Origin of the sequence: Gemella haemolysans (assembly GCF_012273215.1) — a bacterium.
In the GTDB taxonomy this organism is placed as follows: domain Bacteria; phylum Bacillota; class Bacilli; order Staphylococcales; family Gemellaceae; genus Gemella; species Gemella haemolysans_A.
In genome coordinates this window covers 338,550-360,974 of record NZ_CP050965.1, presented here as the reverse complement: position 1 = coordinate 360,974, position 22,425 = coordinate 338,550, and the positions used below count along the sequence as shown (strand labels likewise).

General features: G+C 30.1%; 21 protein-coding genes and 1 other RNA gene. 2 read left to right on the top strand and 20 right to left on the bottom strand.

The features are described from left to right. Positions 1 to 98: 98 nt before the first annotated feature. From FOC48_RS01695 to FOC48_RS01605, 19 genes are all read right to left on the bottom strand, one after another. Positions 99 to 941: a DegV family protein gene (locus tag FOC48_RS01695; protein WP_003146628.1), complete on the bottom strand. Its 843-nt coding sequence runs from the start codon at positions 939 to 941 to the stop codon at positions 99 to 101. 18 nt (positions 942 to 959) lie between these two features. After that, positions 960 to 1,388: a DUF1836 domain-containing protein gene (locus FOC48_RS01690; RefSeq protein WP_003146629.1), complete on the bottom strand. Its 429-nt coding sequence runs from the start codon at positions 1,386 to 1,388 to the stop codon at positions 960 to 962. 128 nt (positions 1,389 to 1,516) lie between these two features. Continuing rightward, on the bottom strand, positions 1,517 to 2,878 hold the full coding sequence (locus FOC48_RS01685; RefSeq protein WP_003146631.1) for an MATE family efflux transporter: 1,362 nt from the start codon (positions 2,876 to 2,878) through the stop codon (positions 1,517 to 1,519). A gap of 87 nt (positions 2,879 to 2,965) precedes the next feature. Next, an RNA gene (gene ffs / locus FOC48_RS01680) (signal recognition particle sRNA large type) lies at positions 2,966 to 3,229 on the bottom strand. A gap of 148 nt (positions 3,230 to 3,377) precedes the next feature. Further along, positions 3,378 to 3,635, bottom strand: coding sequence for a hypothetical protein (locus FOC48_RS01675; RefSeq protein ID WP_003146632.1), 258 nt, complete (start codon positions 3,633 to 3,635; stop codon positions 3,378 to 3,380). A gap of 43 nt (positions 3,636 to 3,678) precedes the next feature. Then, positions 3,679 to 4,128: a threonine/serine exporter family protein gene (locus FOC48_RS01670; RefSeq protein ID WP_003146633.1), complete on the bottom strand. Its 450-nt coding sequence runs from the start codon at positions 4,126 to 4,128 to the stop codon at positions 3,679 to 3,681. Between the two features lie 10 nt (positions 4,129 to 4,138). Continuing rightward, on the bottom strand, positions 4,139 to 4,909 hold the full coding sequence (locus tag FOC48_RS01665) for a threonine/serine exporter family protein (RefSeq protein WP_003146634.1): 771 nt from the start codon (positions 4,907 to 4,909) through the stop codon (positions 4,139 to 4,141). 25 nt (positions 4,910 to 4,934) lie between these two features. Next, positions 4,935 to 5,615 (bottom strand): tRNA (adenine(22)-N(1))-methyltransferase, encoded by a 681-nt coding sequence (locus tag FOC48_RS01660; protein ID WP_003146636.1) that lies wholly within the window; start codon positions 5,613 to 5,615, stop codon positions 4,935 to 4,937. A 15-nt stretch (positions 5,616 to 5,630) separates the two neighbouring features. Continuing rightward, on the bottom strand, positions 5,631 to 6,839 hold the full coding sequence (locus tag FOC48_RS01655) for a DNA polymerase IV (RefSeq protein WP_172497808.1): 1,209 nt from the start codon (positions 6,837 to 6,839) through the stop codon (positions 5,631 to 5,633). A gap of 114 nt (positions 6,840 to 6,953) precedes the next feature. Next, on the bottom strand, positions 6,954 to 8,813 hold the full coding sequence (locus FOC48_RS01650) for a ribonuclease J (RefSeq protein ID WP_003146639.1): 1,860 nt from the start codon (positions 8,811 to 8,813) through the stop codon (positions 6,954 to 6,956). Further along, positions 8,806 to 9,582 (bottom strand): ribonuclease HII, encoded by a 777-nt coding sequence (locus tag FOC48_RS01645; protein ID WP_003146640.1) that lies wholly within the window; start codon positions 9,580 to 9,582, stop codon positions 8,806 to 8,808. The genes FOC48_RS01650 and FOC48_RS01645 overlap by 8 nt, the downstream gene beginning before the upstream one ends. Beyond that, on the bottom strand, positions 9,572 to 10,450 hold the full coding sequence (gene ylqF, locus FOC48_RS01640) for a ribosome biogenesis GTPase YlqF (protein WP_003146642.1): 879 nt from the start codon (positions 10,448 to 10,450) through the stop codon (positions 9,572 to 9,574). The genes FOC48_RS01645 and ylqF overlap by 11 nt, the downstream gene beginning before the upstream one ends. A 226-nt stretch (positions 10,451 to 10,676) precedes the next feature. Beyond that, entirely contained in the window at positions 10,677 to 11,339 is a 663-nt protein-coding gene (locus FOC48_RS01635) for a methionine ABC transporter permease (RefSeq protein ID WP_003146643.1), read from the bottom strand. Further along, on the bottom strand, positions 11,339 to 12,352 hold the full coding sequence (locus FOC48_RS01630) for a methionine ABC transporter ATP-binding protein (RefSeq protein ID WP_003146644.1): 1,014 nt from the start codon (positions 12,350 to 12,352) through the stop codon (positions 11,339 to 11,341). Before FOC48_RS01630 ends, FOC48_RS01635 begins: the two co-directional genes overlap by 1 nt. Before the next feature lie 354 nt (positions 12,353 to 12,706). Continuing rightward, positions 12,707 to 13,699, bottom strand: a complete 993-nt coding sequence (locus FOC48_RS01625) for a DHH family phosphoesterase (protein WP_003146646.1) — start codon at positions 13,697 to 13,699, stop codon at positions 12,707 to 12,709. A gap of 16 nt (positions 13,700 to 13,715) precedes the next feature. Continuing rightward, positions 13,716 to 15,023 carry a DRTGG domain-containing protein gene (locus FOC48_RS01620; protein ID WP_003146647.1) on the bottom strand — a complete coding sequence of 436 codons (1,308 nt, stop codon included), beginning with the start codon at positions 15,021 to 15,023 and terminating at the stop codon, positions 13,716 to 13,718. 270 nt (positions 15,024 to 15,293) lie between these two features. Continuing rightward, on the bottom strand, positions 15,294 to 16,676 hold the full coding sequence (glmU, locus tag FOC48_RS01615; protein WP_003146649.1) for a bifunctional UDP-N-acetylglucosamine diphosphorylase/glucosamine-1-phosphate N-acetyltransferase GlmU: 1,383 nt from the start codon (positions 16,674 to 16,676) through the stop codon (positions 15,294 to 15,296). Then, positions 16,669 to 17,523: a pur operon repressor gene (gene purR / locus FOC48_RS01610; RefSeq protein ID WP_003146651.1), complete on the bottom strand. Its 855-nt coding sequence runs from the start codon at positions 17,521 to 17,523 to the stop codon at positions 16,669 to 16,671. Before purR ends, glmU begins: the two co-directional genes overlap by 8 nt. A 215-nt stretch (positions 17,524 to 17,738) precedes the next feature. Further along, entirely contained in the window at positions 17,739 to 19,040 is a 1,302-nt protein-coding gene (locus FOC48_RS01605; RefSeq protein WP_003146652.1) for a hemolysin family protein, read from the bottom strand. A 199-nt stretch (positions 19,041 to 19,239) separates the two neighbouring features. Here FOC48_RS01605 and FOC48_RS01600 point away from each other — a divergent pair, with 199 nt between their 5' ends. Both FOC48_RS01600 and FOC48_RS01595 read left to right on the top strand, forming a co-directional pair. Beyond that, positions 19,240 to 20,163, top strand: coding sequence for an alpha/beta fold hydrolase (locus tag FOC48_RS01600; RefSeq protein WP_003146653.1), 924 nt, complete (start codon positions 19,240 to 19,242; stop codon positions 20,161 to 20,163). Positions 20,164 to 20,175: 12 nt separating this feature from the next. Then, positions 20,176 to 21,003: an acetylxylan esterase gene (locus FOC48_RS01595; RefSeq protein ID WP_003146654.1), complete on the top strand. Its 828-nt coding sequence runs from the start codon at positions 20,176 to 20,178 to the stop codon at positions 21,001 to 21,003. Positions 21,004 to 21,054: 51 nt separating this feature from the next. On the opposite strand, the gene FOC48_RS01590 is transcribed toward FOC48_RS01595, so the two are convergent. Next, entirely contained in the window at positions 21,055 to 22,314 is a 1,260-nt protein-coding gene (locus FOC48_RS01590; RefSeq protein WP_003146655.1) for a Glu/Leu/Phe/Val family dehydrogenase, read from the bottom strand. Positions 22,315 to 22,425 lie beyond the last annotated feature (111 nt).

Sequence of the window (22,425 nt, the reverse complement as noted above, 5' to 3'; positions counted from 1 at the left end):
GAGCTAAACAGAGTTAGTTAAATTTATCAAAAAGAGAAGACGTGTTTTTTATAATACACTTCTTCTCTTTTATTATTTATACTATTCTAAAATACGGATTATATTTCATATCCTAAAAGCATTCCGCCTTCTTCACCATAAAAGCTACAAATTCCAGATGTAGGAACTATAATAAATTCTACATTCGAAAATTTCTCTTTTAATTTTTCTTCTATTTTTTTGCAAATATTTTCATTATTTCTATGTGTAATTACGGCTCTTCCACCTTTATATCCAGCTTTAATCATCTCTTCAACTACAGTAGATATCGCCTTTTTCTCACCACGTACTTTATGAAGTAAATGTAGAGTTCCTTCTTTACTCGCTTCTCCTACCATACGCATATTTAATAACCCTACTACAGCAGCTGCGAATTTTGATAAACGTCCATTTTTAACAAGATTATCCACTTTTTCTAAAGAAAAAATTAATTTAGTATTTTCTTGGTATTTTGTCATTTCTGAAACAACTTCATCAAAAGATAATCCTTCTTTAATTAATTCATTTATCTTAAGAAGAAATAAATCAATTTGACCACCTGCAGAAAGTGTATTGATTATATGAATGTTAGCATTCTCGTTTTCTTCTCTCAACATCTTTTCACCGATTACTGCACTATTGTAACTTCCTGACATTCCACCAGTAAGAGTTAGAACTATAACATTATCAGCACCTTTATACGCAGCTAGATATGCCTCTGGACTAGGACAAGCTGATCTTGCCGGCTCTGAACTAGCATACATTTCCCTCATCATTTCGTCAATATTTAAATCTAACGTATCTACATAAACTTTATCTTCTATTTGTAATGAAAATGGCACTCTCTCATAAGCAACATTCTCAGCTTTATTAGGAATTTCTCTAAAATCGCAAGCAGTATCAACTACAATTTTCCACTCCATAATTTACCTCCAAGTATTTTATTTTAACTTTTCTACTAGATCATGCGTTTTTTTATATAATCTCACAGTATCACAGGCTGCCACTATTACTTCTGCTAGCCCCTGTCTCTTCTCGCCATTCATACACATAACAAAATTATCATACATCTCTTCAGAAGTCCCTTCAGAAGTCAGGCTATTTATCGTCTTACTAATCTCTTGTATTGAGAATACATTTTTTAAACATGTAATTACTATTAACCTTGCTAATTGTTTTCGATTATATTTTTTCTTAACTGGTTTATCTAAGTGACCATTTTTTACATAATTATTTATCATCGCTGAAGTTAAACCTTTATCATCATCGACAATTGAGGAGCTATCTAATCGATTAACGTATAATAGTACTTGATCTAAGTACAAATCAATATTTGGTAACTCAGACCATTTTGGATATACTTTGTTCAAATTCTTTCCTCCTTCTTATCTAGTTCTGATAATCACATTATATAGTTTTTTAAAATTAGAGTCAAGTGGTTATACAGGTAAAATAAAAAAGATTTTGTAGTATTTGCATTTACTACAAAATCTTTTTATTATTTAGCTAATTTCATTTTTTTCTTAATTCCTTTTCTCATATATAGATAGTAGAATAAGACACCTAAAGCATATACTGCAAGTCCTATTATCCAACCTATCCATAAACCTTCTATACCAATACCTTGTTTAAAAACAAAATAATATGCCGTAGGAATACCTACTAGATAATAACCGATAAACATTACCACACAAATCGGTACAACTTTTTTGTATCCACGAAGCACTCCTGCTAGTGCTGATGCAAATGAATCACAAATAGCAAAACCAATTGCGAATAATAATAGCTCAGCTGTTAAAGTTATTACTCCGCTATCACTAGTATATAAATATGGAATCTTCGTATCAAATAATAGTACGATTAAGCCTGCTATACTAGAGAATATCATTCCTATTATTACCGTTAGTTTTGTATACTCTGTTGCCATTTTATAGTCTTTTGCTCCTACATGAAATGCTATTATAATTGTTGCAGCATTTGCAACACTAACTGGTAAAGTATATAAAAATCCAGAGAAATTTAACGCAGCTTGGTGGGAAGCAATAACCGTCGTATCAAAACGTGATACCATTAAAGATAACGTTGAAAAAACAACCGTCTCAAGTGCTGTAGCTAGTGCTATTGGAACTCCTAGTTTAAAGATTTCTCCCCATTTTTCAAATCTAACTTTTTCTTTTTCGAATATTTTATACTTATTAATTTTAGGGTTTGTTAGTACTATAAATAATGCAATGAAAAACAATACTGTATATGTTACTGAAACAGCAACTGCATTTCCAGCTCCACCAAGCTCTGGCATACCAAACTTCCCAAAAATAAAACTATACGCGAAAAATACATTTATAGGTACAGACACTATCATCATTATCATCGATAATCTTGTCAATCCTAAACTATCTATAAACGAACGTAAAACTACATACAAGAAGATTGATAGCACTCCAAAACTTTCATAAAACAGATATTTCTTAGTTATTTTTGCAATATTACTATCCATACCTAATCGGTCTACTATTGGTGTTGCTAAAGTATTTAACCCAACAATTAAGACAATACTAATAATTACAGCTATGTACAGAAATTGTCTAACTACTGTAGGTATCTCTTCTTCTTTATTTTTTCCAATCAATTGTGAAACTATCGGAATTAACGCTAAAACGATCGCATTTAAAGTATACATAATTGGATTCCAAATATTAACACCCATACTCACACCGGCTAAGTCTGTAGGACTATAGTGTCCTGCCATAAAAGTCCCAATCATTCCTGACGAATATGAAATTACTTGATAAACTAAAACTGGTAGTAATAAATTAACAAAAATTCTTGCTCTTTCAGAAAAGTTTTTCCCTTGATACATATGTCCTCTCCTTTATATATTTTTTTCTTTTCACACACAAAAAAAATCCAAAAGCTAATTTACTTTTAGATATCATCGATTTATACTATATGCAACCGAGACTTGAATAGATAAAAAACCGTTAGTCTAATCGCCAACTCAACCTCGACAAAAACTCACACCCACAATAGACTTACTTAATGCTGCTTCCTTCCGGACCTGACATGGTTCATAAGTATTGCGTCGTAAGGTGCCTTAGTCTCAACATTACGTGTTAAACTCGACATTCCCTATTCTACCCGCATCTCGGTATTCGGTCTTGCTAAAGCGGATTGCAAGTACAGGGCACCGCTAACTCCCCACCTAGCATTTTTTAATTATATCAAATTTAAATGTAAAAATCAAGGGATTAATAAAAATTCTAAAATAAACTCCAAATTAGTAATTCATCTAGTAGAATTATAATTTTTTAATATAATACTACTGCAAAAATACTATTTTGGAGTTTTTCTAACATTTATTATTTTAACTTAGTTAATTCGCTTAATTCTAAGATACATTCACTTTCACTAATAACTAAACAAGGAATACCAATTTTCATATTTCCTCTTATTCCTTCAAACTGAGTGTATGTGTCTCTTACAAATAAGAACTCTTTAAAGTTTTTTAATGAAGACATAACTTCTACTTCTTTATAAGTAATTCCTAATTCTGCTAGTTTTTCTTTAAATGGTGCAGTATCTGGACAAGTTTCTGCAAAGTATAAAATATATTCCATGAATAATCTCCTTATATAAAATCTTACTACCATTATATCACTTTTAACGTTTTCTTTGTATTTTTACCCTCTGAATTGAAGAAGAAAATACAGATGCTAGTAGTATCCCCATTGCTATTGCTCCAGCCTGAAGGAGTGTTTCCATCCCTACTTTTGAAGCTACACCATAATTCTTTGTTACTATATTTTGCATTGTATTATACATACCATATCCTGGCACCAATGGCACCATCCCTGTATAAATAAATATAGTAGCCGGTAGCTTTAAAAGCTTAGATGCATTTGTTGATAATATACCAACACAAACAGCACCTAAAAAACTACTCACAACAACGTCTGCTAATAACAAATTAACTACCACTTGAATTAACCAACCGGTAGCTCCAATCAGTCCACAAGTAAACAATGATTTTCTCGGCGCATTAAAGAAAATTGCAAATGCTACACTAACTACAAATCCTGCAATAAATTGTATAAAAACATTATTCTCCATAAATTTCTCCTTACACCAATTTCAATCCCATAACTACACCAAGTGCAATAGCTGTTGATACAAAGATTGCTGCCTGTATTCCAATCATCCCTGATAAATAATCACCAGCCATAAAATCACGTACAGCATTCGTAACCTGCACTCCAGGAACAAGCGGCATTAATCCCGCAATAATAATACTAAAAGGATTATATATTAAGAAAAACTTGTTTAACACCATTACCATAATGGTAGCTATAAATGCTCCTAAAAAATTACTCACAAAAGATGTAAGTTTATATTTCGCAGTTAAAGTCAAGAACATAGCTTCAATCGCCATAACAATGAATGCGTATAAGCTATCCTTAAACGTTCCTCCAAACATTATCGCAAAAAAGGGACCTGATAAGGTTAAAGCAATAATCACAGAAGTATTTGAATATCTTTTTCTAGCCTTTATTTCTTTCATTTTTTTGAAGGCATAATCTAGAGTACACCCCCCCATTACCATTCTTCTTGAGATATCATTTAATAGAGCAATTTTTTCTAAATCACGATCCCCTAATACAACTCTTCTCATCGCAGTATAAGTATTATCATCATAAACAAAAGAGACAATTACAAAGTTATATGTCACTAGAATATTTGCAGCTTTTATATTGTCAAACGATCTATAAATTCTATTTACAGTATCTTCAACCCTATATACTTCAGCTCCATACGCCAACATGCTTTTAGCTATTTTCATACTAAAATTCAATAACATTTTAGCTTCTTTTTCATCACGTAAAGACTGTAACATACCTTCTCTCCTCTTAAATAAATTATTATGAAATAATTTCTAATATTTTTTTATATTTATTTTTAAATTCTTCCACTTTATTTTCTTGAACTTCTGTTGCTTTTTCAAGTTGATTTAAAATATACTCAATTTTAGACAGCTCTAATTTTTGTTTTTTTACAAATAGCTCATTCTTTTCTACTAACAAATATTTTCCAAAGTTTATTTCATCTTCTGATAAATTCATAACTCCTGGTTTTGCTACTATAATTTCATAAATATGACCATCTTCTTCGATAATATTTTCTGTAGTTATTTCATATTCTAATTCTTGTAATTTTTCTCTAACGAAATTTTCACCAACATTAGGTTGTAATAGTAGATTTGGTTTATTTGCTAATTTGTCCTTTCCTTTTTCTAAAATATCAGCAATTAGCTTACCACCCATACCACATATTGTAATTACTTCTATATTATCACTTAATTCAATAGCATCTAGACCTGCAGCTTTACGACAATCAATAACCCCTACAAGGTTTTCTTCTTGAACATTTTTTATTGATACTTTATGCGGTCCTTCAACTATTTCTCCGGCTACTGCAAAATCAATTTTATTATTTTTTGCTAAATAAATAGGTAGATATGCATGATCACTACCAATATCTGCTAATCTTCTATTCTCAACATATTCAGCTACTAATTTTAATCTTCTATTAATTGCTAACATCATTTCTCCTTTTTATTAATCGAGAAAATCTTTACTAAAACTCGTAGTAATAACAGTTTTCTCTTTTTTTCCTATATTTTCAAAGTCAGTTATTATATTGTCGCCAAATTCAGCTTTTAACTTTTTAGAAATCTTTCTTAGTCTTTCTTCTTCTTTGTAATCTTTTTTATCAAAAATATCTAGTTGCACCTTAAGTTCTTTTGACTTTTTAATATCATTTAGTGAAACCCCTAGTAATCTAACGCCACGTGAAAAATCATAGTGTTCCAGTAAAAGCTCCCATGCATAATTAAAAATTTCATTTGTACCAGATATAAATTCTGGAATCTTTTTAGATCTAGTAATGGTTTTAAAATCACTAAATCTTACCATGATTGAAATATTGTTTCCTACATAATTACGTGATTGAACTCTTGAACTTACTTTCTCACTTAATTTCTTAACTTCTCTTAAAATATCATCTTCATCTATTAAATCATTTGTAAATGTTTTCGAATTCCCAATTGTTTTTCTATCAACTGTATATTTTAGTTCATCACTACCTTCCCCATTAGCCCTATTCTTTAGTCTTAAACCTTGAACACCTAATAGACTATGTAGAATTACTTCATTTGCTTCAGCAACATCACCAATAGTATTAATTCCAATATTTTTAAGTTTTTTTGTAGATGCTTTCCCACAACCGTGCATTTCACCAATATCCAAATTCCAAAGGATATCCTTATAATTTTTTTTATTTATAATAGAAAATCCTAAAGGTTTTTTCAAATTTGAACCCATCTTCGCGAAAAATTTATTAAAAGATACTCCTACCGATGAAGGCATACCTAATTGTTTATATATTCTTCTTTGTATTATGGCTATTACCTTTATCGGTTCATGAAAATCACTTAAATCTATATATGCTTCATCAACCGAGACTATCTCAATCTTATCTGTATATTCTCGTACTAAATCAAAAATCATCTTTGATTCTTTCTGATACTTCGGCATATCAGGTCGAAGTATTTTTATGTTAGGGTAAATCTTTCTGGCGTCTCCTACACGCATAGTTGTCTTTATCCCTAATTTCCTCGCTTCATAATTAGAGGTTACAATTATTCCATGTCTAGTTTTCACTTCTCCTGCTATTGCTAAAGGTTTCCCTTTCAATTCAGGATTATATTTTTCTTCTACACTTGCATAAAAGCAATTCATATCAATATGAGCAATAACTTTAGACATTTTTTTTCACCCCTTTTAATAGACTAAAAACGGGAACAATAGGGTTTCTGTCAATTTAATTTCAAAACATTAATTAATCCCACCCTATTTTAATTTCCCGTTATGTTTTCATTATTAAACTAATGAAAAGTTAATTATTATTATTGGTTTTCTCTTAGTATTGTCATATAGTAAGCTAGATAACATACTTCTTATCTCAGCCTTAACAGCTGCACATTCTCTGATACTCTTAATTGGATTATTTTCTAAGTACTCGATTACTTTTTCTTCCGCTTCTTTAATCAGTTCCATACTTTTCTTAACATAGACGAAACCTTTTGTTTGAATAACTGGTTTTCCTACTAAAGTTTTCTCTTTTTTACTAATTGCATATGAAGCTACGAAAATTCCATCGTTAGAAAGTAATTTTCTATCTTTTAGAACACTATCTTCTACATCACCAATTCCGCGACCATCGACTAATACGTTCCCTACTGGAATATTATTTTGTAAAGTTTTAGACTTGCTTCCACTGATTTCCAAAGTTGTCCCTTTAGATAAGATGTGAATATTCTCTGCAACCACGCCAGTTTCTGCAGCAATTTCTGCATGTTTGCGAAGGTTTCTAAATTCCCCTTGAACTGGAATAAAATGCTTAGGCATAAGCATGTTTAACATCATTTTTAGTTCTTCTTTTGTTGCATGGCTTGCAGCGTGTAGACGTTTAGAAGCTGTAACAACATTTGCTCCAAGTTTAACTAATAGGTTTAGTGTTTGGAATAACATTACTTCCATATTTGGAGATGGTGTCGCAGCAACCATAATCGTATCTCCAGATTCAATCTGAATTCCATTAACTTTTTTCTCAGCGATATTTTTCATCGCTTCAATTGGTTCTCCTTGATCTCCAGATGAAAGTATACAAACTTCATTTTGTGGATAATTTTTTAACTCGCCAATAGAAATTAAATTACTATCTTCGATTTGTAAATAATTCATATTTCTAGCAGTATTAATAGATGCTTCAATAGCTTGACCTAAAAGTAAAATCTTTCTATTTTGAGCCAGTGCTGCTCTAACAATATGAGAGATTGTTAAAAAGTTAGAAGCATAGCATGTTACAATAATACGTTTATTAGCTTGATAAAATGCATTATCAATTTGCTCAGCAGCTTCATTTTCAGGAACATTATATCCTTTAACGTTAGCATTACTTGAATCACTTAGTAGTGCAAGAACACCCTTTTGACCTAGTGTACTAATTTTCACAATATCAGATTTATATTCTTTACTTACTGATTGGTCAAATTTAAACTCACCAGTATAAACGATATTTCCTTGACTAGTTTCAATACAAATACCTAAAGAATCCGGCATTGAATATGTTGTCTTGAAGAATGTAACACTAGCATTATTAAAATCATATTTATTATTATCTTTTACATAGTAAAACTTAATTCTTCTTTTTATTGATAATTGTTTAAGGTGATTTTTTAATAAATCAATTGTTAACTTAGAACCATAAACAGGACATTTTAGTTTATCAATAATATAAGGAACAGCCCCCATTGAACTTACATGTCCATTTGATAAAAATATCCCTTTAATTTTTTGTTTATTTCTAACTAAGTAACTAATATCAGGTATAACAGCATCAATACCGATCATTTCTGTTTCAGGGAACATTAAACCTGCATCAAGAACATAAATTTCATCACCGATTTCTACCATATACATATTTTTAGCTACTTCTTCTACCCCTCCTAATGGAGTGATACGAATTTTAGCTAACTTTTTAGATTTATTTTGTTGAGATTTAGCTTTATTTACATTATTAATTTTCTGTACTACTTGTTTTGAGTTATTTTGTTGCTCTTTAGCCACAACTTTTTTTGAATTTTTAGGTCTAGTATTATTTTTCTTAGACGCTTGATTATTTTTCGGGCTATTGTTCTTTTGTAAATTTTTAGCAATAATTATTCCGTTATTACTCATTTTTTCCTCCTTGTAACATTGATTTTATTGGTTCGAAGTCTCTTCTATGAATTGGTGTAACACCATACTCTTTTAGGCCTTCTAAATGTTTCTTAGTTCCGTATCCTGCATTATTTTCAAAATCGTAGTTTGGATACTTTTTTGCATATTCTTTCATTAAATTATCACGATAAACTTTCGCCATTACTGATGCTGCTGCAATAGATACACTCTTCTCATCACCTTTTACCATACTAAAATTAGGTATAGGATAATTTTCAAACGGCATAGCATCTATAAGTAGAAAATCCGGTTTAACTTCTAACTTTTCAACAGCTCTTTGCATCGCTATACGCGCAGCGTTGTAAATATTATATTTTTCAATTTCAATATTATCAACTTCACAAATAGCATAAGCAACAGCTTCGTTTTTTATCTGTTCATATATTTCTTCACGTTTCTTTGCAGATAATTTCTTTGAATCATTTAATCCTTCGAAATAGCTGTCTTTTTTTAGAATTACCGCGGCAGCAACTACTGGTCCAGCAAGCGGTCCTCTACCTACTTCATCTATTCCACAAATATACTTACATCCATTATTATAACATTTATTTTCGTAAAATGATTTTTTTTCATACTCTTTTTTATAAAAAAGTTTTTTCTCTTGCTTCTTAGCATAACTTAGTAGTAGTTTTTGAACTCCTGATCTTTCATCTTTTTTTAGTTCATTTAATATTTCCTCGGAAATGACTTCTTGGTTTAAGAGTTCCTTTACCTCACTAATTTTCATTTTGTTCCTCATTTTCTAATAAAAAATTATAATTATCTAACGTAATAAGTCCAAATTTTTGTGTTCTAAAATCTTGAATTAATAGTTTAATTGTTGAATCGTAATCATAATCTCCACCAATTTTTTTAAATCTTTTTTCGGCTACTTTTTCCATAATAAATACATTTTCATCATCACTATTAACATTTATCTTATACAAATTATTTAGATTCTCTAAATAATTTTCCTTTAAAAGCTCAATTAAATATAAACTAACATCATCAAGTGGAGTAATATCATCCTTTATAGAACCAATTAAACTTAATTTTTTACCAATTTCTTGATTGTCAAACTTTGGCATAAGTATTCCTGGAGTATCTAATAGTTCTATATCTTTATTTAATTTTAACCATTGTTGTTTTTTAGTAACACCAGGTTTATTTGCAGTGTTAGCTATATTTTTCTTAATCAGTTTATTTATAAACGTCGATTTACCAACGTTAGGTACACCTATTACCATTGATCTAATTGCTCTTGGTTTAATTCCTTTTGCAACTTGGCGAGCTATTTTTTCTGCTAATTCTTCTTTTGCTTTATCGATTACTTTGTTTAAGTTATTACTATTTTTTGCATCAGTATATACCACAGTATACCCTTTATTCTCAAAATAATTTTTCCATTTTGCTGTTTCAGCTCTGTCACATAAGTCAATTTTATTAAATATAATTATCTTCTTTTTATCTTTAACAACTTCATCTAGGTACATATTATGTGAAGAAAGCGGACAGCGTGCATCTACTAACTCAAAAACTATATCTACTAGTTTCAGTTTCTCTTTCACTTCTCTTGTTGCCTTGGCCATATGACCCGGGAACCATTGAATAACCATAAATTTAACTCCTTATCTTTTTATTTTTTTAAATTTCTATTGTTTTATACAGTCTTTACTATTTTACCACATTTTCAAGTTTTTTTAACCTATTTTAGTGTCAATTATTCGTAAAACATTAATATTTTATAATTTCCATATCTATCAATTAAAAAATCGTTCATTTTCACACACAACCTCATATAAATAAAAAAACAAGACAGCTACGCTACCTTGTTCTTTTTATTTATCTTTTATCTACTTTCTTAACAATAGTATCACCAAGAATTTGAAGTGCAAATACTATTATTAATATTAACACTGTCGCAACAAATGTTAAAGTACTGTTATTTCGTTGGAAACCATCTAAGTAAGCTAAGTTACCTAGTCCTCCGGCACCGATAACTCCTGCCATCGCCGTTGATCCAACTAATGCTATCGCCGTAACAGTTAATCCTGAAATTATTGCTGGTAAACTCTCAGGAATTAAAACTTTCAAAATAATAGTAGTTTTTTTAGCTCCCATTGCACGAGCTGCTTCAATTACACCTTTATCCACTTCACGTAATCCGATTTCTACTAAACGAGCGTAGAATGGTGCAGCTGAAATAATAAGTGCTGGAATTGCTGCTTGAACACCGATAATTGTACCGATTAAAGCCTTAGTGAATGGAATTAATAATACAATTAAAATAATAAACGGAATCGCTCTAAAGATATTAACAATTGCTGTAACAACTGTGTAGAATCCACGTCCAAATGTACTCTTACTATTAGATGTTAAGTATAACAGTAATCCTAAAAATAAACCGATGATGAACACTGCGATTAGTGACTCAAAAGTCATAATAAGTGTTTCAATTGTTTTGTCTTGTACTTTATCCCAATTAACTCTTGAAAAATCAAACATTATAACACCTCCGTTAAAATACCTAGTTCATTTAATCTAGCTATTACTTTATCTGTATTTTCTTTCGAACCAATTAATTGAACAAACAGCGTACCTATATTCGCATTTGCTGTCTTATCAATGTGACCATTAATAATATTAAAATCAAAATCAATTTCTTTTATTAACGTACTAAGAATAGGTTTTTTCGAAGTATTATTGTCAAAAGTAAATTTAATAATAATACCATCCGTAAATACTTTCTTCCATTCTTCAATATTTTCTCTCTCTTCAAATTCCGAAGCAAATGAAGTTTGAGCTAAGAATTTCTTCGTAACTTCTTGTGTTGGGTGATAGAACACTTCAGAAACAAGACCATTTTCAGCAATTGTACCACCATCTATAACAGCAACTTTTGTACAAATAGTTTTAATTACATTCATTTCATGAGTAATTAGGACAACAGTTATATTAGTTTTGTTGTGAATTTCTTTAATAAGATTTAATACTTCAGCAGTTGTCTCAGGGTCAAGCGCACTTGTCGCTTCGTCACAAAGTAAAATCGAAGGATTACCTGCTAATGCACGAGCAATACCTACCCTTTGTTTTTGACCACCTGATAATTGAGAAGGATAAGCATTTAATCTATCTTCCAACCCAACTAACTTAGCCAATTCCTCTACTCTTTCTTTAATTTCAGTTTTTGATTTCCCTAAAATTTCTAATGGGAATGCTATATTTTCAGCAACAGTTCTACTCCATAATAGATTAAAGTGTTGGAAAATCATTCCAATTCTTTGACGTTTCAATCTACGCTGTTCTTCAGTTATTTTATTGAAGTCATCACCATCAATAATTACCTCTCCATCTGTTGCCACTTCAAGTCCGTTTAACAGTCTTACTAACGTACTTTTTCCAGCACCAGAATAACCAATTATACCGTAAATATCACCTTTTTCAACTTTTAAATTAATATCTTTTAGCGCATGAACTTTATTGTTATAAATCTTATTTACTTTTTTTAATTCAATCATGTCTAGCTCCTTTCTCTTTTTAAAAAATAAAAAACACCCTTACTCCATCTAGGAATAAGGGCGTTATACGCGGTACCACCTTATATTTTACTTGTAATAACTACTAACATAGTCTATCCTATAACGTGGATCGCCGAACAAAGTTTACAATTACGTTTACCTTATTAACCACTCGAACCATTTTCATATATTTCATATTATACCTTTTCAGCTTACGGTACTCTCTTTAAATATTACATATATTACTTATACGAGTATTGGTTTTTATTAATTTCTATTAAGTATACCATTATACTTTTATAGTGTCAAGTATAATTTTTGAAATTATCCTTTGAAAATTCTGAAAATATTCCACTAATTTTCCAATTTAATATTATTCTCAACAAGGTAATCTCTAACTACTCTTGCCATATCATCTAATAGATCATCTAATTCTTCCCAGTTTTTGACTGTTGCACCACTTGCTAATGGATGACCACCACCGGCATATTTTTCTGCTAGTGTATTTATAACTGGACCTTTAGAACGAAGTCGAACACGTACTTTATTTCCTTCATCTATTGCAAAGCACCACGCATATAGACCTTTTAAGCTTCTAAGTAAGTTTACTCCTGTTGAAACTTCTCCTGGATCAACACCGTATTTATCCATATCTTCTTTTGTAATTTTTAAATACGCAACTCCATCTTGATAAACATCATAATTTTCAAAAATGAACGCTCTAAATCTCATAATATTCTCACTGATAATTTCCATTTTATCTAATAATGCACTCATATTGAAATCATACTTTATAAGTTCTGATGCAACTTTTAGAGTATTATTTGAAGTATTTGGGAATAGAAATCTACCAGTATCTCCCACAATACCAAGATAAAGTAGTTTTGCCGCTTCATCATTCAATTTCACATTGTATTTTTCGTTTAAATATGTATAAAAATTATATATTAATTCACTACAAGATGAAACCTCTGTATCAACTAAATTAATACTTCCATAATTATCTAATGGTGGGTGATGATCAATTTTAATTAAAAAGTTATTTTTAGTAAATAGTTTCCCATCAATTCTAGGAAAATTAGCCGTATCTGTTACAATAACTAAAGCATCTTTATAGTCTTCTTCTGTTACTTCTGAATTTTTGAACAAGAAGTCCAATGAAGGAGAATCCTTACCTACAGTTATTAGAGTTTTTTCTGGAAAGTTTTCCTTAATAATTTGATACATTGCCCCTTGAGAACCATATGCATCTGGATCTGGTCTTTCATGTCTATGAATTATAATTTTATCATTTTCTTTAATTTTTTGAAAAATTTCCTCATATAAATTTTCGTAGTTTGTATTCATCTAATTTCTTCTTTCTCTAATTTCTCTGGAATACTTGACAAGTTACCATTGCTTTTGCAACTAATTCTGTCTTATCATAAACTTCAACATCAAATTTAGCAGTTTTACGTCCTATATCCAAAATATTTACTTTTGTTGTTATTGTTCTATCTAATGGCACAGATTTTAAGAAATAAAGAGTAGTATTTTGCATAAGCACTTCACTTCTATTGTAGTTATAACTTGTAATATGAATAGATTCATCAATAATACTTAATAGAGCTGAGCTAGAGAATGTACCAAATTGATCTAACATTTGAGGGATAACTTTAACCTGTAATCCATCAGCTCTTGGAACTATACCTTTACGCATAATTTCATCAAATGTATCATTATTATGACCTTCTTGGAATCTATTATTCGTTAATAATGAGTTAATAACTATTTTTCTAGTAACTACACCGAGTAATGTATTTTTCGAGTCTATTACAGGCATTAATTCATATCCTTCAGATAGCATAGTATTAGCTACTGAAGATATAGGTGTTTCTAAAGTAGTAGTTGCTACTTTTCTTTCCATCACTTCTTTTATAAGTGCATCTTTTTCTTGTAAGAAAACATCACGAGCTGTAACAATACCAACTAATTTACCATATTCATTAATTACTGGATATCTAGTATGACCTACTTCTAATTGTAAATCATACCAATCTTTTACAGTATCATTTAGATTTATTATATATAATTTATCTACTTTCATATAAATACTTTCTACAGTAATTATATCCCTCTTAATAATTTGGTCATTAGTTACACGATTTATTAAGTGAGTTACTGAAAAAGTATCATGTGGCGTAATAATTAAAGGTAAATTTTTACTATCAGCAAGTGCTTTAATAGAATCAGTTGGTACATATCCACCTGTTACTAAAATAGCACAACCTTTCTCCAGTGACATTTCAATAATTTTTGGACGATTCCCTATTATTAACAATGTTCCTTTGCGTATGTGTTGTCCTACTTGTTCAGAATCCATTGCCCCAATTGCGAAGTCCTGCACTATTTCATGAACTCCACCGCGTCCTGCGATTAACTGTCCACTTACTATATTTACAATCTCTGAATATGATAATTTTTCTACATTATCACGTTCTTTTTTCTGAATTCTCACTGTACCAACACGTTCTATCGATGATACAAAACCACGATTTTCAGATTCTTTTATTGCACGATATGCTGTTCCTTCACTAACTTTCAGTTCTTTAGCTACTTGACGTACAGAAATCTTGCTACCAATCGGTAAGCTCTTTATATATTCTAATATTTTTTGGTGTTTTGATTTCATAATGATTCCTCCTTATATTTTTATTATAATACAAATAATTTATTTGTAACACATTCTATACATATGTAATTATATACTTTTTACAGAACTATTTCAAGATGAAAGAGGACGAAAAATAACTAATTTTACTTATTTCTCATCCTCTTTTATATTATTTATGTATATTTTCAACTTTAAAAAATATATTGAATATTTTTGAAAAATTTAGTGATACAGTTTATTTTCCATATTTTTACTATAACACGATTTTAATTGTATCATATTAATATTTTACGATTTTCTACCCGCAGGCATTTTTTTAGCATAACCTTCTTTGTTCTCTTGTTTCACTCGAGCAATTACTAAAGCATCCGAAGGTGCATTCTCTGTAACAGTAGTTCCTGCAGCAACCACAGCACCATCACCTATTTCTAAAGGAGCTATTAAGTTTGAGTTACACCCTATAAATGCATCGCTTCCTATTTTTGTTCTATATTTATTTTTACCATCGTAGTTTACAGTAATTGTTCCACAACCAATGTTTGTATTACTTCCTACTTCAGTATCACCTAAGTAACTTAAATGAGCTGTTTTTGATCCATCACCATAAGTAGTATTTTTTAATTCTACAAAGTTACCAACTCTTACGTGTTGACCTAATTCACAATTATTTCTAATGTGAGAATATGGACCAACGCTAGTATAATCACCAATTTTCGAATCGCTAATAGTTGAAGATAAAACTTTTACTCCATTTCCAATCTGTGCGTTTTCTAAGTATGAATTAGGTTTAATTTGACAATCTTCTCCAATTACAGTATTAGATTTAATTGTAACGTTTGGATAAATTGTTGTATCACGACCAATTACAGCATTAGGTGCAATATAAGTGTTTGTAGGATCTACTAGAGTAACTCCTGCTAGCATATGTTTAGTATTAATTCTATTTCTCATAACATTTTCAGCATAAGCTAACGCTACTCTATCGTTTACACCAAATGTTTCATCAAAATCATCACATAAATATGTTTCAATAATTTCTTTTTGTTCACGGATTAATGCTAGTACATCTGGAAGATAATACTCACCTTGATTATTATCATTCTTAACTTTTTCTAACATTTCAAATAATAATTTATTATCAAAGCAATAAATTCCTGAGTTAATTTCTTTTATTTTTTTCTCTTGTTCTGTTGCATCTTTTTCTTCAACAATTTTCACTAACTTTCCATTCACATCACGAATAATACGACCATAAGCAAATGGATCATCAGCTATTGCTGTTAATACAGTTGCTTTTGCATTTGTATTCTCATGGTGATCTAGCATACTATTAATAGTCTCTGGACGAATTAAAGGAGTATCTCCATACATTACAATAGTCGTACCCTCTTTATCTTTTAATTCATCTTTGGCTACTTTTACAGCATGAGCAGTTCCTAATTGTTCTGCTTGTAAAACAAATTTTGTTCTATCTCCTAGCACCTCTTTAACTCGTTCCGCACCATGACCAACTACAGTTATTACCTCTTGCATTTCTAAATCATTAAGGCTATCTAATACAAGTTCTACCATCGTTCTATCACAAACTTTATGCAATACTTTATATAGTTTTGATTGCATTCTAGTTCCTTTTCCAGCTGCAAGAATTACTGCATATCTATTATTACTCATTTTCAACATCCTCTTTTTCTACTTGTCTTAATTTTTCAATAACATTCCCTAATTTTACATCGAAAGTTCCGTTAAATTCGTCAATATTTTCAATTTTTGAAAGGTATAAGTAATCATCTTCATGTTCTCTTGGCGAATCAAAACACTGTGTGATTATTACTTTACCAACAACATTAACATCAAACTCATTCATAAGACTCTCCATACCCGTAAGGACTCCTCCTCCTCGCATGAAGTCATCAACTAATAGCACTTTTGAACCAGTATTTAGACTTCGTTTAGATAAAATCATTGTTTCTATTTTCTTGGTAGATCCTGAAACATAATTTATCGCAACAGTAGTTCCTTCTGTAACTTTATTATCTCTTCTTATAATAATTACAGGTTTATTTAATATTGAAGCTATGGCATAAGCTACTGGAATACCTTTTGTCGCAACAGTTACCACTGCATCCACTTCTTTATTTTTATAGACAGTAGCAACTACTCGGCCTAACTTATTCATCAGACTAGGATCACCTATTATGTCTGACATAAAAATATAACCACCTGCTAACAAACGATTTCCATCATTAATTTTATCAAGAAAACTACTAAGAATTTCTTTAGCATCTTCTTCTACTAAAGTCGGTGTAAAGATAACACCTCCACTTACTCCTGCTAAAGTTTTAACTTCTCCAATGTTTTCTTCTTTGAAACCATTTTTTATTATATGTATATCCTCACTTATTGAAGATTTAGCTTGATTAAATTTTGAAACGAAATACGTTAATGGAATTAATTTATTCGGATTATTTAATAAATACTCCGTCATCACTACTATTCTTTCACTTCTCTTTAACTTCATCTTATACTCCTTACATTGTATAAACGGTAACTTTACCACAGATTATACAATCAATATATTTTATTCGTATATTATATGTATATAATACCACTATTGTTCGGAATAGTAAAGGGTATACAATAATTTTTAAGTTGATTTTAATTAACTAAACTTTTTATCACATCATCTATAATAAAGAGAAGATAGCTTTATTAAACTATCTTCTCTTTTTCTTTTTATTTTTCTTTCCAAACTTCTAAAGTTCGTATTTGATTTTCTTCTACTTTTCTCACAACAAAAGTTAATTTATCAATAGAATACACAGCTCCAACTTTCGCTTCATATTTTTCTAAATAAATATATGCCCCTATTGTATCAACTTCTTCATGCGGAAGGTGAGCATGGAATAATGCATTGACATCTTGGATTGGTACCCAACCATCAATTAAATAATGTCCATTTTTTAATTTTTTAACTAAACTTTGCTCATCTTCATCGAATTCATCTCGGATTTCACCAGTAATTTCTTCAACTATATCCTCTAATGTAACTACTCCACTAGTCCCACCATATTCATCAGTAATAACAATCATATGCTCTCTGTTTTGCTTAATTGTTGCTAATACTTGAGAAATCGGTGTATGTTCGAATATTTTTATTGCTGGTGTAATATACTCTTCTAAATCTTTAGTGTTCTCTAGCGGTTTATCAGCAAATAATAGCTTTTTAACATTTAAAATACCAAGAATTTTATCTTTATCCCCATCTTCGATTACCGGGTATCTAGTATATTCTTCTTGTTTTAATTGTCTCATGATAATTCCTAGAGAGTCACTCATATCTATTGCTTCAACCTCTGTTCTAGGTGTCATAATTTCCTTAGCAATTTTATTATCAAATTCGAATACTCTCTCTACATAACGATACTCTACGTCATTAATTTGACCATGTGCTCTTGAAGATTTCATTATTGTCCTCAATTCTTGTTCACTGTGAATATCATCGTGTTCAGATGCTGGTTCATATCCAAACATTTTTGCTATAACATTCGCTAATGAATTGAGTAGCCATACTAACGGACGCATCACTTTATCGAACATATACATCGGCCAAGCAACTCTCAGACAAGTTGTTTCTGCAGATTGAATTGCTATAGTTTTAGGAACCAATTCACCTAAAACCACATGTAATAACGTCATAAATCCAAATGACACTACTAACGATATCGTATGTGTTACCGCCTCATTTAGATGTAATAACTCGAATATAGGATTAAATAATGAGTGGAATGTTGCTTCCCCTATCCAACCAAGTCCTAACGAAACAATCGTTATACCTAGCTGCGTAGCAGATAAATAATGATCCAATTGCTCAACCATTACCGCCAAAATTTTTGCTGTTTTATTTCCAGATTCAACTAATTCATTTACCCTTGTGGGTCTAAGCTTAACAAGTGCAAATTCAAACATTACAAATATTGCCGAAGCAACAAGTAATAATACAATTATTAATATTTTAATTAAGATACTGAGATCCATATAGTTTCAATTTATCCTCTTTCCTTATTTTTTATCATTAATAAATAATTTTACTACATATAAACTTTTTTTTCAATTATTATACTACCTATAAGTTCTATCTCTATTTCTAATTTTTTAATAATTCTTATTGGTGGATATTTCCTCTTTCGAGTGATACTATATTAAGTAATTGAAAACGCTAAAATAGGAGATTACTATGAGCAACGAAATAAATTTTAAAAATTTTTGGTCTAAAAAAATAAACTACATTAATAATATTCACATCGACTATAATATAGAGCAGACCAAATTTTCGAAATTTAAAAATATAGAATTTTATAACTTAACTTTTAATAGCTACGATAATTCAAAAATCTACGCTAAATACATAAAAAACATTAAATTTAGAACCAAATATCCAAATAGACCCATCCCTATTCTATTTTATTTCCACGGATATCCCGCTTCGAGTAGAAACTGGTTAGAAAAATCTGCTTTCTCCTCTTTGGGGTATGATGTGGTTGCTATAGATTTTAGAAATCAAGGCGGTTTAAGTAAAGATAATGGAAATTCCTCCCCTTCAGTGTTTGGTCACCTTACAGTAGGAATCGATGAGAGTATTCAAAATATGATATTTTACAAAAACATTTTAGATACTTTGTTACTTTCTAGAATTATTACATCTTTCGAAGGAGTTGATTCTAATAATATTGTTACCTACGGTGCTTCTCAAGGTGGAGCATTTTCAATAATATTTGCTGCTTTAAATAAAAATGTAAAAAAATGTATAAGTCTATATCCTTTCCTTTCAAACTTCAAAGCTATTTATGAACTCGACAATAGAAATAATGCTTATACAGAATTTACTCATCATGCACGCTGGTTTAACACAAAAGGAAGCAATACTAAAGACTTTTTAAACAATCTTTATTACATCGATACTATAAATTTTGCAAAACTTTTGAAATGTAATGTATTATTCGGAATTTCTAATCTCGACGTTGATTGCCCTAAAGAAACCCAACAAAATATTTTTAATAATATAAAAAGTAATAAAAAAGTTATAGTTTATAAAAAGTACTATCACGAGAATATTCCAAGCTTCAATGATGAAGTAGTTAACTTCTTACTAAATACATAATGGGAGTATATAATGAAATTAGAGAAATATAGAAAACTAAATTATATAGAACAATTATTGCATGTTAATCATCCATTTGTTAAATATAAAAAAATTAATTTTAAAGGAATAGATAATTCTAATATTGAATTAGATATAGTCACTCCAAATACCGATATCAAAGGAGTAATTATCGACTTTCCTGAATTTAAAGTGAAAAATAAAGATTACTTATCATTAACTAAATACAGTATGTTAGACTACACTCTAGTATCTTTACATATTAGAGGCCAAGCTGGAAATAGTGAAAACAATACTCCTTGTTCTCATTTTCCATTTTTAGATAATAGTTATGAGTTTCCATATTATAAGCTGGTGTTTCAAGATGCTCTTGATACTTTACAAATAATTGAATTATTATTTCCGAATAAAGATATATATACAACTGGAGTTGGACAAGGTGCCGCTATTTCCCTAGTATGTGCTAGTTATTACAATTCAATTAAGGAATTATTTATTTCTGATTGTTCTCTCTGTGATATAAAAAATACTTACATTCAAAATAAGAAAAATCCAATCTTTAGAAAAATATATAATTTTGAAATTGATTTTCCTGATAAAATAAACTATCTATATAAAACACTAGACTCAATTGATATAATTGATATTAGTAGCCCCATCTCACAAAAAGTACACTATGGACTTTCATATCTAAGTCCTAAAACTCCACATTCTGCACAATTAAAATTAATTGAATCACTAAAAAATATTGAAATCCAGCATTATAAATTTTTAGATTATAAAAAAATATTCCAACATCAATTTGATGATTATATACTTGAAATACTCTCAAATAAATAAAAAAGAATCGACAGAAAACAGAATTCCGTCGATTCATTATTTTTAATACGATTAGCTTAATCTACCTTTTAACTTCATGTTTTTAACAATTTTTTCAATAGAATTTACATAAGCAGCTTTTCTCATTGGGATATCAAATCTTTCTTTCACTTCCCAAATATCATTAAATGCTTTTGTCATTACTCTTGCTTGTTTTTCTACTACTTCTTCTTCTGTCCAGTAGTAACCTTGTAAGTTTTGTACCCATTCAAAGTAAGATACAGTAACACCACCACTATTTGCAAGAATATCAGGAATTACAACCACACCTTTTTCTCGTAATACTTTATCACCTTCTAGTGTAGCAGGACCATTAGCTCCTTCTGATATAATAGGCGCTTTAATTAAATCAGCTTCCTTAGCATCAATTGCATTTTCTAAAGCACATGGACAAAGAACATCTACATCTAAAGCCCAAAATTCATCTAAAGTTAAACGTTTTGTATTTGGTAATTTATGGAATCTAACTTTATTATCTTTACATTCTTGAAGTTCAGCATATGATAAACCATCTTCACGATATACAGCATATTGAATTCCATCATCATCACGTTCAGTTACAGCAACTACTTTAGCTCCAAAGTTTATAGCAGTTTTTACTGTATAGCTACCTACATTACCAAATCCTTGAACAGCAAACTTAGCTCCTTGTGCAGATTTCCCTAATTTTTCTAATGCCAATTTCGCAGCAAGAGCCACCCCATATCCAGTTGCTTGCGTTCTTCCTAATGAACCACCTAGTTCTAATGGTTTACCTGTTAAAGTACCAATTCCTTGCTCACCAGTTAAAACATTAAATTCATCAATCATCCATGACATTATTTGACCATTTGTATTTACATCTGGTGCTGGAACATCTTGTTTTTCACCTAGATATTTGTAAATTCCTCGAATATATCCTCTAGAAAGTCTTTCCAGTTCTCCTTTAGACAATTCTTTTGGATCTACGATAATACCACCTTTACCTCCACCATATGGCAGATTTGCAACGGCACATTTGAACGTCATCCAAATAGACAATGCTTTAACTTCATCACCTGTTACAAGTGGGTGAAATCTTAAACCACCTTTTGTAGGTCCGATTGCATCATTATGTTGTGAACGGAATCCTTTGAAGTATTTTACTTCACCATTGTCCATTCTAACTGGAATAGATATTTCAAAAAATCTTTGTGGATCTTTTAGTGATTCATATACTTCTTCTTTGTACCCTAAAACTTCACAAGCACCTTTTATTTGTTCTCTTGCGTTAACCAATGGATTGTTATTCATAATTACTACATCTCCTTAAATTGTTATTTTACACTTTTAATGTAATATCTTCTTAGTTAATTATATCAAATACAACATACTTTTGTAAACGTTTTTGTTCTTCGTTTTTCT